The sequence below is a fragment of the Enterococcus sp. DIV1089c genome, assembly GCF_050530965.1.
In the GTDB taxonomy this organism is placed as follows: Bacteria; Bacillota; Bacilli; order Lactobacillales; family Enterococcaceae; genus Enterococcus_B; species Enterococcus_B hirae.
In genome coordinates this window covers 2616005-2631890 of the sequence record NZ_CP172888.1, presented here as the reverse complement: position 1 = coordinate 2631890, position 15886 = coordinate 2616005, and the positions used below count along the sequence as shown (strand labels likewise).

The 15886-nt window shown below is 36.7% G+C and carries 18 protein-coding genes; 12 read left to right on the top strand and 6 right to left on the bottom strand.

Translation table 11 applies throughout. The features are described from left to right. Positions 1–159: 159 nt before the first annotated feature. Positions 160–837 (bottom strand): prepilin peptidase, encoded by a 678-nt coding sequence (locus IGL30_RS12440; RefSeq protein ID WP_123875126.1) that lies wholly within the window; start codon positions 835–837, stop codon positions 160–162. Between the two features lie 72 nt (positions 838–909). Here IGL30_RS12440 and IGL30_RS12435 point away from each other — a divergent pair, with 72 nt between their 5' ends. The 4 genes from IGL30_RS12435 to rpsI all read left to right on the top strand — a co-directional run bounded on the left by IGL30_RS12435 (position 910) and on the right by rpsI (position 4250). Next, entirely contained in the window at positions 910–2451 is a 1542-nt protein-coding gene (locus tag IGL30_RS12435; protein ID WP_123875125.1) for a gluconokinase, read from the top strand. A gap of 190 nt (positions 2452–2641) precedes the next feature. After that, positions 2642–3109, top strand: a complete 468-nt coding sequence (locus IGL30_RS12430; RefSeq protein WP_010720679.1) for a Dps family protein — start codon at positions 2642–2644, stop codon at positions 3107–3109. 304 nt (positions 3110–3413) lie between these two features. Continuing rightward, positions 3414–3842 (top strand): 50S ribosomal protein L13, encoded by a 429-nt coding sequence (rplM, locus tag IGL30_RS12425; RefSeq protein WP_034686358.1) that lies wholly within the window; start codon positions 3414–3416, stop codon positions 3840–3842. Positions 3843–3857: 15 nt separating this feature from the next. After that, positions 3858–4250 (top strand): 30S ribosomal protein S9, encoded by a 393-nt coding sequence (rpsI, locus tag IGL30_RS12420; RefSeq protein ID WP_002287505.1) that lies wholly within the window; start codon positions 3858–3860, stop codon positions 4248–4250. A gap of 437 nt (positions 4251–4687) precedes the next feature. Here rpsI and IGL30_RS12415 read toward each other — a convergent pair whose 3' ends face one another. Then, the gene (locus tag IGL30_RS12415) at positions 4688–4831 is read right to left on the bottom strand and encodes a type I toxin-antitoxin system Fst family toxin (RefSeq protein WP_123875124.1); all 144 of its coding nucleotides are present in this window, start codon (positions 4829–4831) and stop codon (positions 4688–4690) included. Between the two features lie 488 nt (positions 4832–5319). Between IGL30_RS12415 and IGL30_RS12410 the strand changes: the two genes are divergently transcribed. The 8 genes from IGL30_RS12410 (at position 5320) to IGL30_RS12375 (ending at position 12055) form a co-directional block, all read left to right on the top strand. After that, positions 5320–5541, top strand: coding sequence for a hypothetical protein (locus IGL30_RS12410; protein ID WP_430618372.1), 222 nt, complete (start codon positions 5320–5322; stop codon positions 5539–5541). A 356-nt stretch (positions 5542–5897) separates the two neighbouring features. Further along, positions 5898–7841, top strand: coding sequence for a BglG family transcription antiterminator (locus IGL30_RS12405; RefSeq protein WP_123875123.1), 1944 nt, complete (start codon positions 5898–5900; stop codon positions 7839–7841). Position 7842: 1 nt separating this feature from the next. Then, positions 7843–8304 (top strand): PTS sugar transporter subunit IIA, encoded by a 462-nt coding sequence (locus tag IGL30_RS12400; RefSeq protein WP_123875122.1) that lies wholly within the window; start codon positions 7843–7845, stop codon positions 8302–8304. A 23-nt stretch (positions 8305–8327) separates the two neighbouring features. Next, the gene (locus tag IGL30_RS12395; RefSeq protein WP_096708634.1) at positions 8328–9674 is read left to right on the top strand and encodes a PTS galactitol transporter subunit IIC; all 1347 of its coding nucleotides are present in this window, start codon (positions 8328–8330) and stop codon (positions 9672–9674) included. Between the two features lie 22 nt (positions 9675–9696). Further along, the gene (locus IGL30_RS12390) at positions 9697–9981 is read left to right on the top strand and encodes a PTS sugar transporter subunit IIB (protein ID WP_010720673.1); all 285 of its coding nucleotides are present in this window, start codon (positions 9697–9699) and stop codon (positions 9979–9981) included. 26 nt (positions 9982–10007) lie between these two features. Next, positions 10008–10835, top strand: coding sequence for a class II fructose-bisphosphate aldolase (locus IGL30_RS12385; protein WP_088745225.1), 828 nt, complete (start codon positions 10008–10010; stop codon positions 10833–10835). A gap of 12 nt (positions 10836–10847) precedes the next feature. Further along, positions 10848–11543, top strand: a complete 696-nt coding sequence (locus IGL30_RS12380; RefSeq protein ID WP_088745224.1) for a triose-phosphate isomerase — start codon at positions 10848–10850, stop codon at positions 11541–11543. After that, on the top strand, positions 11540–12055 hold the full coding sequence (locus IGL30_RS12375; protein ID WP_088745227.1) for a YjbQ family protein: 516 nt from the start codon (positions 11540–11542) through the stop codon (positions 12053–12055). Before IGL30_RS12380 ends, IGL30_RS12375 begins: the two co-directional genes overlap by 4 nt. A gap of 250 nt (positions 12056–12305) precedes the next feature. Here IGL30_RS12375 and IGL30_RS12370 read toward each other — a convergent pair whose 3' ends face one another. The 4 genes from IGL30_RS12370 to IGL30_RS12355 form a co-directional block, all read right to left on the bottom strand. Continuing rightward, on the bottom strand, positions 12306–12911 hold the full coding sequence (locus IGL30_RS12370; RefSeq protein WP_010737241.1) for a response regulator transcription factor: 606 nt from the start codon (positions 12909–12911) through the stop codon (positions 12306–12308). After that, the gene (locus tag IGL30_RS12365) at positions 12904–14019 is read right to left on the bottom strand and encodes a sensor histidine kinase (RefSeq protein ID WP_088745223.1); all 1116 of its coding nucleotides are present in this window, start codon (positions 14017–14019) and stop codon (positions 12904–12906) included. The genes IGL30_RS12370 and IGL30_RS12365 overlap by 8 nt, the downstream gene beginning before the upstream one ends. Further along, complete coding sequence (locus IGL30_RS12360) at positions 14016–14768, bottom strand: ABC transporter permease (protein WP_088745222.1); 753 nt, start codon at positions 14766–14768, stop codon at positions 14016–14018. Before IGL30_RS12360 ends, IGL30_RS12365 begins: the two co-directional genes overlap by 4 nt. A gap of 217 nt (positions 14769–14985) precedes the next feature. After that, on the bottom strand, positions 14986–15648 hold the full coding sequence (locus IGL30_RS12355) for an ABC transporter ATP-binding protein (RefSeq protein WP_249509819.1): 663 nt from the start codon (positions 15646–15648) through the stop codon (positions 14986–14988). Between the last annotated feature and the right edge of the window lie 238 nt (positions 15649–15886).

Here is a 15886-nt window from a genome sequence, read left to right as displayed (position 1 = left end):
ATCAAGGTTCATTGTCATTTGTTGAATGACAGCAAGCAGAAAAGATACTAAGCTATCAAAAACGTACGTAATGAGGCAAATAAGCGAAGTCCGTCAAATCATTAATCATCATCAGTTAAAAGGCTCGCATCGTTGATAACCAATAAATAGACAACTAAATTACCACACATGAAGGAGAAAAAGTGCGACACTCAAAAAAGGCACAAAAGGTACTCTTTTAGATTTTTTATCGTGAGAGAGAAAAATAAAGAAAAAAAGTAATCCCAATAAACTAGCAAGAAAGAGGAGTTGCATCAGTTGATTGAGAGTTAGACCGCCACTCCAGCTTAAAAGTAATAAAACATCACCTAAACCTAAAAATTCACTCCCGTAACGAGTAAGGAAAAAACTGATCAAGAATAAAACAGCAAAACTAAGCCATTGAAATTCTCCTTTGATCAACCAAGTCATCCATAAGATAAACCAGATAAAATAAAGCGTTCTTCCCTCGATCATCAAATAAAAACTATCCATTAACGAGAGTAAAAAGGCTGACAAAAACCAAAAAATAAGTAACCCGTCTGGGCGCTGTGAAAAATAAAATAGCCAAACAGATAAACAACCACCGATACATTCTGCTATAAAATAAATCGGTGAAAGCTTGTTGCGACAGTTTCGACAACGAAAACGTTGGTAACAGATGGAAAGCAATGGGACCAGTTCATACCAAGCCAATACATGCTGACAGTTGACACAATGAGAACGTGGGTAAATAATAGAGTGTCCTTGTGGCAGGCGTTGTGCCACTAAGCATAAGAACGAACCAATGCAACAACCAATGATAAAATAGAGAAACATAGCGAGGGCCTCCTTTTAAAGAAAGATACGCCAATAACAACCATTTTATTTATTTTTAGTAGAGGTGACAAAATGAAGATTTCGATCGGAGTCGATATCGGTACGACACAAACAAAAGCAGTGGCATTCAACGAGCAAGCTGAAGTCATCGCTTCAGCTTATTTCCTTAATCCGATGATCCAAGAAGCACCAGGAATGGCAGAACAAGACCCAGAATTGATCTGCCACGGTGTATGTACAGTAATCAAAGAAGTCGTCAAACAGTTACCGAAGTCGACAACTATAGAAGTGATTGCCTTTTCAACAGCGATGCACAGTTTGATTCTGTTAGATGATAATAAACTCCCTTTGACCCGTATGATCACTTGGGCAGATAATCGTGCGAAGGTACAGGCTGAAAAACTAAAAAACAGCCATCTAGGGTTTCACTTTTATCAACAGACAGGCACGCCAATCCACCCCATGACGCCACTAGTTAAAATCCATTGGTTAAACGAAACCCAACCAGAACTAACGAAGCAAGTGGCATACTATGTTAGCATAAAAGAATATATCTTTTACCGTTTGTTTGGGCAACTAGTCTGTGACTACAGTACAGCCTCAGGCACAGGTTATTTTGATATCCATCAATTCAAATGGGCAGAAGAAGCGTTAAATTATTTATCAATCACTCAAGAACAACTACCTGCAGTGATGCCGTCAACCACGATACTCAATGGATTATCAAAAGAAAAACAAGAAATTTTAGGATTAGAAAATGATATATCATTTGTTTTGGGCGGTGCTGATGGTCCTTTATCTAATTTGGGGCTAGGAGCTTTTGGCGAAAAGGTAGCTGCGTTAACAGTCGGAACCAGTGGGGCATTAAGATTTATTACAGACAAACCACAACTACATCCAGAGATGGAAACCTTCTGTTATGTACTGGATCGTACACACTGGGTAGTCGGTGGCGCAACAAGTAATGGTGCGGGGATTTTTGATTGGGCAAGTCAAACTTTGATGCAAGAAGTAACACAAGCAGCTATTGACCAAGGTGAAAATCCTTACGATGCTCTTTTCTCAGCAATTACGTTTGTCCCACCAGGAGCGAACGGATTACTCTTTCAGCCCTATTTATTAGGAGAACGAGCCCCTCTATGGGAGGCAGAAGCTTCTGGGAGTTTTTTAGGTTTGCAAAGAGACCACACGGAAAAAGAAATGATGCGAGCCATTCTAGAAGGAATTTGTTTCAATCTAAAAAGGATTTTGACAGGAGTTTGTTCAGAAGATCAGTTAACAGAAATCAGAGCTACAGGCGGATTCTCACAATCGCCTGTCTTTCGCCAATTAATGGCTGACGTTTTGGGGTATCCGCTCATTTTTCCAGCAGTGTCTGAAGCCTCCGCTTTAGGAGCCGTTTTCTTAGGGTGGCAAAGTATCGGGAAGATCACTGACTTAAGCGAAGCTATAGAAAAAGTACAGCTTGCTTCACAAGTACCAGTTCAACAAACGATCAAAGAGACATATCAAAAAATCTTTCCGATTTTTGTTGAAACACAAAAACAAGTAGCGGCAACTTATCAGCCTTTAGCACATTTACGTCAAACTTTAAGTACTATGAATGAAAAATAGGATGAAAAAGTAGAATGACGGAATAAGAGAGGAATAGTGTAAGAACTAGAAAAAACGACTAAAGCAATAGAAAGTCTTTTCTAAGAAATGATAGGATGAAAATCGTTCTCAACTAATTGGTTTTATTGTACTTTTGTCTCAAAGTTTACTATGCTTTTATTGTAGACAAAAGTTAGGAGGAGAAAAGAAAATGAAATTTCCACAAACAAAAGAAGTATTAAATCAATTAGTTGCAGACTTGAGTCAAATGTCTGTTGTTGTTCACCAAACACATTGGTATATGCGTGGACCAGGTTTCTTGACATTGCACCCAATGATGGATGAATTTATGGATGACTTGAATGAACAATTAGATGAAATCTCAGAGCGTTTGATCACACTAGATGGTTCTCCTTATTCAACCTTACGTGAATTTGCAGACAACACCAATATTCCTGACGAAGTAGGTAATTGGGATCGGACTATTCCAGAACGCTTGGAAATTCTTGTGAAAGGCTACCGCTATTTGGCAGACCTTTACCAAAAAGGAATTGAAGTAGCTGGTGAGGAAGGCGACGACCCAACACAAGATATCTTTATCGAATTCAAAACAGCGACTGAAAAACGAATCTGGATGATCCAAGCACATTTAGGAAAAGCACCAGAAATCGATGCGTAAAATGATCATCAGCTGATGATATTATATAATAGTAGAAAAACTGCGAGGGAAGTTATTTTCCTTGCAGTTTTTATTTTAGAAGAGAAAGAAACGTTCTTCGTTCTAAAAAAGAATGAGTGCATCACAAGGATACGGGCAATAAAAACGAAAGTTTTGTATTGCTAAGAAAAAACGTTGACATTAAGGGGATTAGCAGGTAATATGTTAAATGGTATTGTTTGCCCCACAAAGAGCCCCGGAAACTCGAAGTGTATGTCAAACATCAGAACTTAAATTGGAGGAAACTAACGTGCGTACAACATATATGGCCAAACCAGGCGAAGTAGAACGTAAATGGTATGTAGTAGACGCAACTGATGTTCCATTGGGACGTCTTTCAACAGTTGTTGCATCTGTACTACGTGGTAAAAATAAACCAACTTTCACACCTCATTTGGACACTGGCGATTTCGTCATCGTAATCAATGCAGATAAAGTGAAATTAACAGGTAAAAAAGCGACTGATAAAATTTATTACCGTCACAGCAACTACCCAGGAGGATTGAAATCAATCACTGCTGGCGAATTGCGTGCTAAAAATTCTCGTCGTTTGATCGAAACTTCTGTAAAAGGAATGCTTCCTAAAAATACTTTAGGCCGCAAACAATTTACAAAATTGAATGTATACGCTGGAGCTGAGCATCCACATGCAGCACAACAACCAGAAGTTTTAGACATTACAAACTTAATCTAATAGGAGGGAATTTCATTGGCACAAGTTCAATATATCGGCACAGGCCGTCGTAAAAATGCAGTTGCTCGTGTACGTTTAGTACCAGGAACTGGTAAAATTACTGTAAACAAAAAAGATGTTGAAGAATACATTCCACATGCTGACTTGCGTGAAGTAATCAATCAACCTTTCGCTGTTACTGAAACAAAAGGCGCTTATGACGTATTTGTTAACGTAAACGGCGGAGGCTACGCTGGACAATCAGGAGCTATCCGTCATGGTATCGCTCGTGCATTGCTAGAAGTTGATCCTGACTTCCGTCTAGCTCTTAAACGTGCTGGCTTACTTACTCGTGACGCACGTATGGTTGAACGTAAAAAACCAGGTCTTAAGAAAGCTCGTAAAGCTTCACAGTTCTCAAAACGTTAAGACTACTATTATATCAACGTTTCAGACACTTTCCATTTTTGGAAGGTGTCTTTTTTTGTACTTTTGGGAACGACAATGATTTGCATTTATTGGATAAAACAATGTCTTCATTAGATAGTGTTTCCAAAGAGAGTATTCCTAATTTAGCGCCAGGACAAGTTATATTGACTGGTGTATTATTTGATCTTTCAATAATTATACAAGTTGAACCCTGTAAAAAAAATTATCTTTTTTTGAGGCGTTAATAGGCTACTACTTATGAGTACCGAATCCTTTAATATAGACAATTTGATTTTTTACATTCTTTTTGATATGTTAATTATGCGAAGCAATACTATTTTTATCAATAAAGCACAAAAGCCACTCTACTGCGAATAGAGTGGTTTTCTTTTTCATCCGTTGCGACTACGAATGAGTGGGCTAGAAGCAACTTACTATTAGTCATTGTCTGTCTCATCTAACCAGTAAGAAAAAAGTTTGATAACGATACCTACAAAAATAGGCGCAATGACCAAGGATACTATATTTTTCCAATAAAGCACACCCCCTTTGAGGATAAGTTTCCAAAGTGAGTATAGCATATTGTGTATTAGAAAGTGACTTTAAATTTTATGGGTGAGGAATTGTTATTAAAGGGTTATCCATCCCTTTCCAAATTTTGGAGAGTGTCTTTTTTGTACTTTTAGGTATAGAAATGGGTATGATTTTTTTAAACCTGCCATTCATTTTCCGTTTTTTACTTCTGCTAATCATTGTTCAAATTTTTCATAAGTGGATAGATCGATAATTTAGTAGTTATCTTAGGAATGTTTGGGGTATTTAAATAATGATATTGGATATTTCTTGACTTTTCTTGACTAGAAAATGTTGTTTTTTTCTAGTGTAGAGAAAATATAATAAATGAAATACTTTCTCCGCCATTATTTGTTTTTCTCCGCCAAATAATATAAAATGGCGGAGAAAATAAGTGGATGGCGGTGAAAGAATTTAATTATTCTACACGCCTTTTGTTCGTTATCTTGTCGGAATCATTTTGCGAGCTTACGGAAACTTCTCGGAACGATTTGACATGATTATTAATCGTGAACTAACGCCTGCTGAGCGGTTAGTAGAAGAATTACAAAAGTCATTTGAACCTCTAAGCAGAGCAGATTTGGAGAACTTGTTACCAGATATTAGTCGACGAACGATTGAACGGGCATTATCTGAGTTACAAACAGAAAACAAGATTCAAAAAATTGGGCAGGGGCGTTCGACTAAGTATCAATTATTGAATACGCTTAAAGCTTAATACGATTCACCATCTCTCACCAGAAGAGGAGTGAAATCGGGTGGTTTAAGCACAAAGCCAATTGAAATTTGATATGAACTTTTCAGACAGATCGGGCGAGTTACGAGAATCACACTGGTCAAAGCTATGCTGAGCGCAGTTACCTTGAGCAGGACTTTCAAGACACTTTCCAAACTTTGGAGAGTGTCTTTTTTCATTTTAAATCATAAAAAAGTTGTCGTGAGTTTCACTGACATCAAAAATTATAGGGTCATAATAATCTGTTCCACTTTAATGTGGAACAGATTACGTATTTATATTTAGTGAGAAAAACTCTATGATATAGACAAGGAAAACGTTTTCTGAGGTGATGATGGATGTTATCAAAGCGCGAGAGTCAGTTAATTGAATTACTTTTAGAGGAGGAGAATTTTCAACCAGCAAGTTTCTTTAGTGAAAAACTCAATGTTTCGAATAAAACAATTTATCAAGATATTCAGAAGCTGGGACAGTTCTTGAATCGTTTTGAGTTAAAAATTGAAAAAAAACCTCGCATTGGGATCTACCTAATTGGAACGTCAACTAAAAAAAATGATGCCAAAATATTTATCACTAGTAAAGAAGCCATGTCAACAGAGGTAAAGTATAGTTCAAATTATCGGAGAGTGTACTTATTCGCCAATCTAATTTTTAAAACGGATAAAAAAAGATATGAGTATTTTGAAAAAAAGTTTTTTGTCAGTATTGCAACTTTACGTAAGGACTATGAGGAAATCATCAAATATTGTCGGTTAGCTGGGATTAGGATTACTTCAAATCATGTAATAGATACACAAAAAACACCTGAAGAGTTGATCCAGCGGACATTTGTTAATTATTTTGAAAAAAACATCGGTGTAGGGAATGAAAAATGTCAATATCACTTTGTTTTTGATCAAGCGATGGTTCAGTTTGTGGATGATTTTGTAAAGAATTTTTACCAACAGTCTAAACAGCAACCAACAAATTATATTGTCCATTCACTCAAACTTTCGTTGTTAACTTTGATTGGTCGAGTAAAGCATGGCTACCATTCACAAACAAATAAAAATCCTTTGTTTGTCGAAATAAAGAAAATGGAATTATATATGGTGGCACTAGATTTTTCAAATGGGATCAAAGATGAATTGAATTGTTCCTTTACGATAAATGATCTTTACTTTATTTGTTCGTTGTTTATGGGACATGGAGTGAGACCGTTTGTGAATCTGGCAACCCATAGTCAACAAATCATGGAGACCACCAAAAAATTTATTCAAGATATGTCGACACTGGTTGAGAAGGATTTGGAGCAAGATAGTCAGCTGCTTCAATCTCTATTTGCCCATATTGAGCCAATGGTTTATCGGTTGCAAATGGGGATTACCATTAAAAATCCTTTAAAAGAGGATATCATTCGGCAATACAGCACAATGTATACGCTAACAACTTACTGTATTCCAAAATTGGAAAAAGCAATGGGGATCAGAGTAACGGATGATGAAATTACTTTTTTGACTATTCATTTTCAGTTAGCTTTTGAAAAAATTGTGAATACGAAGCATGTTTTTCTTATTTGTCCAACTGGGTTGGGAACTTCGCAATTATTATTTCAGCGTATTCGTCATAGTTCTCCTAGTACCGTAGTCTATGAAGTGATTGATGTTCAAAAGTTGCAGGATTACAACTTAGATAGTGTCGATTTGATTATTTCAACAGTCAAATTGGAAAATGAGTATCAAACGCCGATTATTTATGTTCGACCATTACCAACGAAAGAAGAAATTGCATTGATTAATCGTCATCTTCTTACCTTGAATCAACAAGACAATACATTTTTACCATCCATTGCACCGGATAAAACGATTTTAAAGAAATATTTGAAGGATGGTTGGATGTTTTTGAATCAAGATTTTGATAGTAGAGAATCTGTACTTTCTTTCATCACTGAGAAATATAAAGAAGAACAATTAGTAAAGGATAATTTTCTTGAGGTTGTACTTCAAAGAGAAAAACTAGGAGCTACCGGACTTTCATCAGGCGTAGCCATCCCACATGCAAATCCTAAATATGTAGTCAAAACAAAAATTTCTATTATCACTCTAAAAAACAAAATTACTTGGGGAGATGTGGATATAAGGGTTGTTTTATTCTTAGCGATTGCAGAAGAAGATATGATTCAAGTGAAAAATATGATTGCACTACTTTATGATGTCTTTGTCTCACCTGAGAGAATAAAAAGTATTGCAAGTAATGAAACAAGGAATGAGATTATTAACGAAATTATAGGAAAGAGGAAGTAAGATGACGAGTTATTTTGGAAAGAAAATTGCATTATTTCAATCTGAGGTAAAGAGTCAGAAGGAAGCTTTATCAATTATTGCAACTTGTCTATATCAAACAGGTTTAGTGAAGGATTCGTTTGCAGAGAATGTACTGAAAAGAGAAGAAGTGTTTCCTACTGGCTTATTAATCAATGATGTTGGGATTGCTATACCACATACGGATGCAGAACACGTGAATGATTCTCAAATTGCATTTATGTCATTGAAAAAACCAGTAACTTTTTATGAAATGGGAACTGCAGATAAGGAAATTTCAGTCAGCTTGATCTTCATGTTGGCGTTGAAAGAACCACATGCACAGTTAGAAATGTTACAGAAGTTAATTACGATGTTTCAAAAAAAAGAGGTGGTTCAAAAGCTTCGAGCTGTAAATAATACTGAGGAGTATTATCAAATTATTGAAAAAGAAGGATTCGTTTAATAACCATTTTGAGGGGGAGCATTATGTTAGATTTATTACAAAAATTTGTTGATCTCGGATCAATCGTTGTATTGCCAATCTTAATTTTTGTTTTTGGTTTGATTTTAGGAACGAAACCGAGTAAGGCTTTTATTTCAGCATTAACGGTTGGTGTTGGATTTGTCGGGTTGAACTTAGTTATCGATTTATTGACCAATAGCTTAGGACCAGCAGCACAAGCGATGGTTGAACGTTTTGGACTAAACTTAACAACCATTGACGTTGGTTGGCCGGCAGCAGCTGCGATTTCTTATGGAACCGTTTTAGGTAGTTTGGCGATTCCAGTAGCTATCGTAGTCAATGTGTTATTAATTATTGTTGGCTTAACAAAAACACTGAATGTTGATATTTGGAATATCTGGCATGCAGCATTTGTTGCTTCACTTGTCTATGCGGTAACGAATGACTTTGTAATGGGCATGTTGGCAACGGTTATTTATACAATGATGATTTTATTGTTTGGCGATATTTTAGGACCAATTATTAATAAATTCTATGGATTTCCAAATATTACCTTCCCACATGGAACAGCAGCACCTGGGTTTGTTTTTGCCTTACCTTTAAATTGGTTATTCGATAGGATTCCAGGATTGAAAGATTGGCATGCAGATCCAGAAACGATTCAAAAACGGTTTGGCATCTTTGGTGATTCAACAGTCATGGGCTTTTTAATTGGTTTGGTTATGGGGATTTTAGCTGGCTATGATGTTGCGGGAATTGGACAATTAGCGGTGAAAACTGGCGCTGTAATGGTCTTAATGCCTAAAATGGTGGCACTTTTAATGGAAGGCTTAACGCCTATTTCAGAATCAGCAAATTCATTTGTTCAAAAACGTTTCCCAGGAAGAGAATTATATATCGGAATGGATGCCGCATTGTCAGTAGGACACCCAGCTGTATTGTCTTCTTCGTTAATCTTAGTCCCAATCACGATTTTATTAGCAGTGATTTTACCAGGTAACACAACCTTGCCTTTCGGTGATTTGGCAACTATTCCATTCTTAGTTTGTTTGATGGCAGCTGTCTTTGGTGGAAACATTATTCGAACAATCTTAGGTGGGACGATCTACATGGTCACCATTTTATACATCACTTCATGGGTGGCACCATTTTTAACAAAAGCAGCACAAGCGGCAAACTTTGATTTACAAGGACATTCATCAGTAACTGCGATGGCAGAAGGTGGACTGTGGACAACACTTCTATACGTGGGTGGTGCAAAACTATTTGGTTACTTTGCCCTAGTCGGAATTGGTCTGATTATTACAGGTTTACTATTCTACGTGAATCGCATTTTACCTAAAAGAGCAGCTAAACAAACTGAAGCTTAATACAAAATAGGAGAGATGACAGATGAAAAAATTATTAATTATGTGCGGAACAGGTGTGGCTACTTCAACAGTGGTAACAGGAAAAGTAAAAGAATGGTTGAAATCAAAAGGACTCGAAAATGAAGTGAAACTATATCAATCAAAAGTTGCTGATGAGATTGGCAAAATTGATGACTACGATATTGTGGTCAGTACGACCGTGGTTCCTGACAACATTAAAGATAAAGTAATTATGGGGCTTCCTTTATTAACCGGAATTGGCATTGATGGGTTGTTTGACGAAATTGAAGCGAAGATTAAAGCCTAAAAAATACTTGAAAAGAAGGTAATCAAATGTTAGTTACAACGAAAGAGATGTTTGAAAAAGCGCAAAAAGAAAACTATGCGATTCCGGCAGCAAACTTTTTTGATTTAGATTCTGCAAGAACCTTTGTAGAGGTTGCAGAAAAAATGCAAAAGCCATTAATTTTAGCCTTTGCACAAGCGCATATTGAAGAATGTCCTCTTGAAGAGGCAGCGTTAATTGCAACATATTTAGCCAAAAAAGCAAGTGTTCCAGTAGCACTTCATTTGGATCATGGACAAGATGAGGAAATCATCAAGCAAGCAATCGAGCTTGGGTTCACTTCTGTGATGATAGATGCTTCGCAGGATGAGATTGAAACAAATATTCGTCGTTCAAAAGCAATTACGGAATATGCTCATGAAAGAGGCGTTGTGGTAGAGGCTGAGATTGGACACGTGGGAACGGGAAATAGTTATGAATTTAAGGAAACCACGGACACCATTTATACCGAAGTGGAGGAAGCAGCACGTTTTGCGAAAGAAACCGGCGTCGATTCATTGGCAGTTTCGATAGGTACGGCTCATGGGCAATACAAAGGAACACCGAAAATCAGCTTTGAGCGGTTGGAAGAAATTAAAAATGAAGTTTCAATTCCATTAGTGTTGCATGGGGGCTCATCATCTGGTGATGAAAATCTACACAAATGTGCTGTTTCAGGGATCAATAAAATTAATATCTTTACTGATTTTATCACAGCAGCAATGGATGTAATTAACGAAGAAAAACCTGAGGATTATTTTACACTTAAACGATTAGCGAACCAAGCGATTGCGGATACGTTATCGCATTATTACGAAGTATTTGCAACAAAATAGAGGAGGGTTCTCATGAGAACAGTAAGAAAACCATTTTTTGTGGTTAATCCTAAATCTTATTTGTATGGTGAACAGGCATTGGAACTAGCAAAAACAGCGGATCAATTAGCTGCAGCATACGATATTGATATCATTTTTACTTGTCAACATGTTGATGTTCGGCTAATTAAGGAACAGACAACGCAGTTGATTGTGAGTGTTCAACATATCGATGGGATAGTCCCTGGTAGAGGGATGGGACACGTTTTACCTGAAGGCGTTGCAGCGGCTGGAGCAGAAGCGACCTTCCTTAATCATGCAGAACGTCCTTTATCGGTTAGTGAGCTGTGTGATGCCGTCAAGCGAGCAAAGGAACTTGGTCTATTGACTATTGTCTGTGCGAATTCTTTAGAAGAGGCGAAGCTCGTAGCTTCATTGGAGCCGGATGTAATGGTTTGTGAGCCTACGGAATTAATAGGTACAGGTCAAGTAAGTGACATTTCTTATATGATTCAAACCAATGAAGCTGTACGCAAGATGGATCCTGAAATTTTTGTTCTGCAGGCAGCAGGGATTTCAACGGTAGCAGATGTTCGCAAAGCACTTGATTCGGGGGCTGATGCAACGGGTGGAACCAGCGGGATTGTTTGTGCCAAAGATCCTGTGGACACATTGAAAGCGATGATTGAAGAAGTAAGTAAATGGAAAAAGGAGCAATCGACAAAATGACAACTTATACTGAGCAACTTGTTTTGACTTCAAATGGACAGCGAGTGACGTATCATAATATTACCGAACAAGTAAAAGAAATTGTGGCAAAAAGTGGGATAAAAAATGGCATTTGTCTTGTTCAGTCGCCACATACTACTTGTTCAGTTATTTTTGAGGAATTCATGCACGATTTGGATTTTAATGGGGATGAATTTTTACAGGTTGATTTAAATCGGATTCTTGATCGGATCATTCCTCGAGAATTAACGGAAAATACCGATTATCGTTATCCTGGTCCGAAGCATCTTGATTTCTTGCTGTCCTTAGATGATCCAGACTATGCTGGTGATGCTGGAACGATTTTAAATGGAGATGCACATATCCGAGCATCATTCTTCGGAGCAAGTGAAAATTTCATTGTCAAAGAGGAAACATTAATGACAGGAGCTGTCGGCTCGATTTATTTCATTGATTTTGATCAAAACCGTGTTAGAAATCGAAAATGCCATATTTTAGTAATGGGTGAATAGAAAAGTAATAAGAAACAAACATTTGGGAAACTAATTGAATGATCACACCTATAAAAATTAATACGAAAGATAATAGTTAGTTCATTCCGTTTTTTTGGTTAAACTACTAAAATTCATCATAGAGAATACTATAGGGAAACAAAAACTATTTAGTTTAGAAAAAGTATAGCCAGTTATCTGATCGGTAAATAAGATCATTGGGAAGACCTTGCTTAAGGCGTTCTTCTCAGTGATCTTAATTTATTGTTATTTAAATCCATCCTTGCTTTATTGCAAAATTTATCGCTTCAATTCGTGAACGTGATGCTGTTTTGCTTAGAATAGCAGAGATATAATTACGTACAGTTCCCTCACTCAAAAATAGAGTTTGGGCAATTTGTTGGGTGCTGATGCCGGTTTTTAACAACGTTAAAATTTCAAGCTCTCTTGGGGTTAAAGGGTTTTTTTGAGTAATGAATGATTGAATAACCAATTCAGGTGAAAAAATCGTATCACCCGCCATGATTGAGCGGATCGAACGAATAAGTTCTTCACTGGGACTATCTTTTAGCATATAACCGTTGACATTGTTCTGTAAAGCTTGCTGAAAATAGTGTTCTTGCGCAAAGGTAGTCAGAACCATAATTTTCACATCCTGTTTTAATAAACGAAGCTGCTTAGCAATTTCCAAGCCAGTCAACTTAGGCATTTCAATGTCTAATAAAACGATATTTGGTTTCAATTTGATGATGTCAGATAATGCCGTATCACCATCTGTTGCAGAACCAATAACTTCAAAATCTGTTTCAAGATTCAAAATCATCGTTAATGCAGTGTTCAATAATTGTTGATCCTCTGCCAAATACAATTTAATCATGCTCATTCTCCTTAGGCAACGAAATGACAATCTTTACTCCTTGTGTTCCAGTGATCGTCAACTGTCCTTTTTCAGTTTGAATCCGTTCTTTCATTCCGCTGATTCCATAGCCGGTTGATTTTAGTTGAGTGAATCCTTGTCCATTATCTTGAATGGTAATAAAATAGGTGTCTATATTCTCGGTAAAATCAATCATCGCAATACTAGCTTTGCTGTGACGAATCATATTTGTGATGGCTTCTTTAATAACTGCGGATACTGTATGTTGAATGTTCGTCGGCCATTTTTCGGCTAGTTCCTCTCCTACAGAATGAAGCTGAATATTGGTAAGAACTAAATTTTTTTCTTCTTCTAGCATCGTTTGGGCAATTGTTCGCTCTTGTAAATTTGAAACGATCCCACGAACTAATGATAAGTTTTTTCGGGAAGTCTCAGCAATATCATGTAATTCATTGGTTGCTTGGCGTGAATCAATTGCTATTAATTTCTCCGCTAATTCAGCCTTTAATGAAATGATGGAAAACGCTTGGCCTAAATGATCATGGAGATCACGAGCAATACGATCTCGTTCATTTTGGCGCACAACTGCTTCTAAACGTTTATTTTGTTGGTTGAGGCGATAGATCCGCCGATAAGATTCCCCTACCGACTTAGCTGCTAGTGGTGTAATAATAGCAGCTATGATAGTGATACCTACATTAATGTAACTGGATGAATGGGTGAAACGAGTGGTCCACAACATAGCGCCAAGACTAATCATGACGTTTACATAATAACCAGTCAAATAATGATAGAATAAACGTTTGTTTACTGGCAGGGAGCCAATCTCCCAGGCAACGAAAATAAAGAGATATCCATTTTTTTGAAAGATACCAAATAAGCAGGCAATCAATAATTGAAGGAAAACGTCCCATGTTAAAAATTTATGAACTTCATAGCCATCTCGGTAAGCTTTTAAAAAAATAACTAAAAGTAATATAAATAACCAGTCAAACCAAGAAGTAAGGGGGAACAATGAATAGATCGTCGGTATTAAAAATACTAACCAGAAATAAGGTGCAATGCCGAATCGTTTTGGGAAAAATATGTGCTTTTCGAAAAAACTCATATGGTAGAAACCTCACTTTTACTTTGAAAAAAGACGACTACTTTGAACAGTACGAATAAAATGATCGTCCAAACTAAGAGTACCCCAAAACTAACAAAATTAAAACGTTGATAATTGATAAATCTTCTTAAAATTACAGCTGTTTGATAAGTGGGTAGCCAGTGTCCAACCTTTTGTACCCATGGGGGCATTATGCTAAGTGGCCACCATAGTCCGCTTAAAATTGCCATGGGAAAAACGATGAGATTACTAAGCAAATTTACTACGTTATCTGAACCTAATAGAGAGATGATCATTCCAATCAATATAAGTGGGAATGATAACAATGGAACGAGGAATAAAAGACCTATTAAATGAAACCAATTAATTGTTAGCTGATTTACTAAAATTCCAGTCATTATTAGTGCCAAAACCGAAAGTATATTTAACGATAGAAAGACGATTAACATCGATAGATAATATTGTGATTTTGAACCTGGACGTAGTGCTACAAATAAATCGAACTTTCTAGTATGATCCTCTAACAGAGTATGTGCGACTGTCATAACAGAACTAATCAATGAGCTATACACAATCATACTAATCATATAAGCGATATTCCATGTTTTCGAAGCTGCTGGTTGTGTTATTACCTGAGTAAATATAAGGTAAAAGCCTGTTGGCATGGCGATACTGAATAAGAGGAAGCGCAAGTTACGGAATACGATGCGTTTATAGTTGATTTGAACTTGAAACAAAAATGTTTTCATTTACCGCTACCTCCAATTACTTTTTGAAATAAAGAAGCCAACGAATTTTGCTGAATGGCTAATTCGTCTAATTGATTAAGATAAGGAATTAAAGCTTCCATCACTACGTTTGGCTCATCAGTTATTAATTGAATATGTTGATTAGTTTTGGAACATTCTTTAACAGCTGAAATGGTTGTGAATGTTTCTTTTGGTAATGGAGTGGTAAATTGGATGGTTATATGACCACTTTTTTCCGCAATGATTTCAAGGTACCATCGTATACTAACCTAGTATCTTTTAAAATAAGGATTCGATCTGCAATCTGATCTAGTTCCTCCAGATAATGGTTAGTGATAAAAAAAGTCTTTCCATTTTGCTTCAAACGGTCAATACTTTCCCAGAATGATTGTCGACTATTACTATCCATTCCAGCAGTCGGCTCATCTAAAAAAATTAGTTGAGGGTTTCCTGCCATAGTTGTTGCAAAAGTCAACCGACGTTTTTGTCCGCCAGACAATTGATCTAAGTAACACTTCTCCTTTTCTTTTAAGTTGGCTAAGCGAATCAAGGCTTCATAAGATAATGGGTTGTGATAGTAACTACGAGCAAGATTTAAACACTCTTTGACGGTGACTCGTTCGAGTGACAAGTTTTGTTGCAACATTACACCGACTTTGTCACGGACTTTCCTGACATCTTGGGTTCCCATCACATAGGTAGTCCCTGAATTTGGTTGAATCAATTGGTTAAGTAGATTGATCAGAGTGGATTTTCCTGCACCATTTTCTCCTAATAGTGCGACAGTCTCTCCGGGTGCAATCTGAAATGAGATATTATCTAAAACGGTTGTCCGGTTATACACCTTCGATAAGTTTTGTACATCGATTATTGGATTCATATTCTTTCCTCCTGCTGATGTTATCTTAGCTATTTTTTGAGTTGTAAAACAGTCATGGATGTCATCAGTTGGACATGACAATTGTCATGTCTAAAGAACACAGAAATGTAGACTGCTGACTGAATAGTCAAAAAGTTGTTATTATTAATTAAAGAAGTGGAGAAAAGCTAAACTACCTTGTTGATTGTTCATTATGGAAACTCTTTTCACTTATATCTACTATTAAATTTCGCTAATT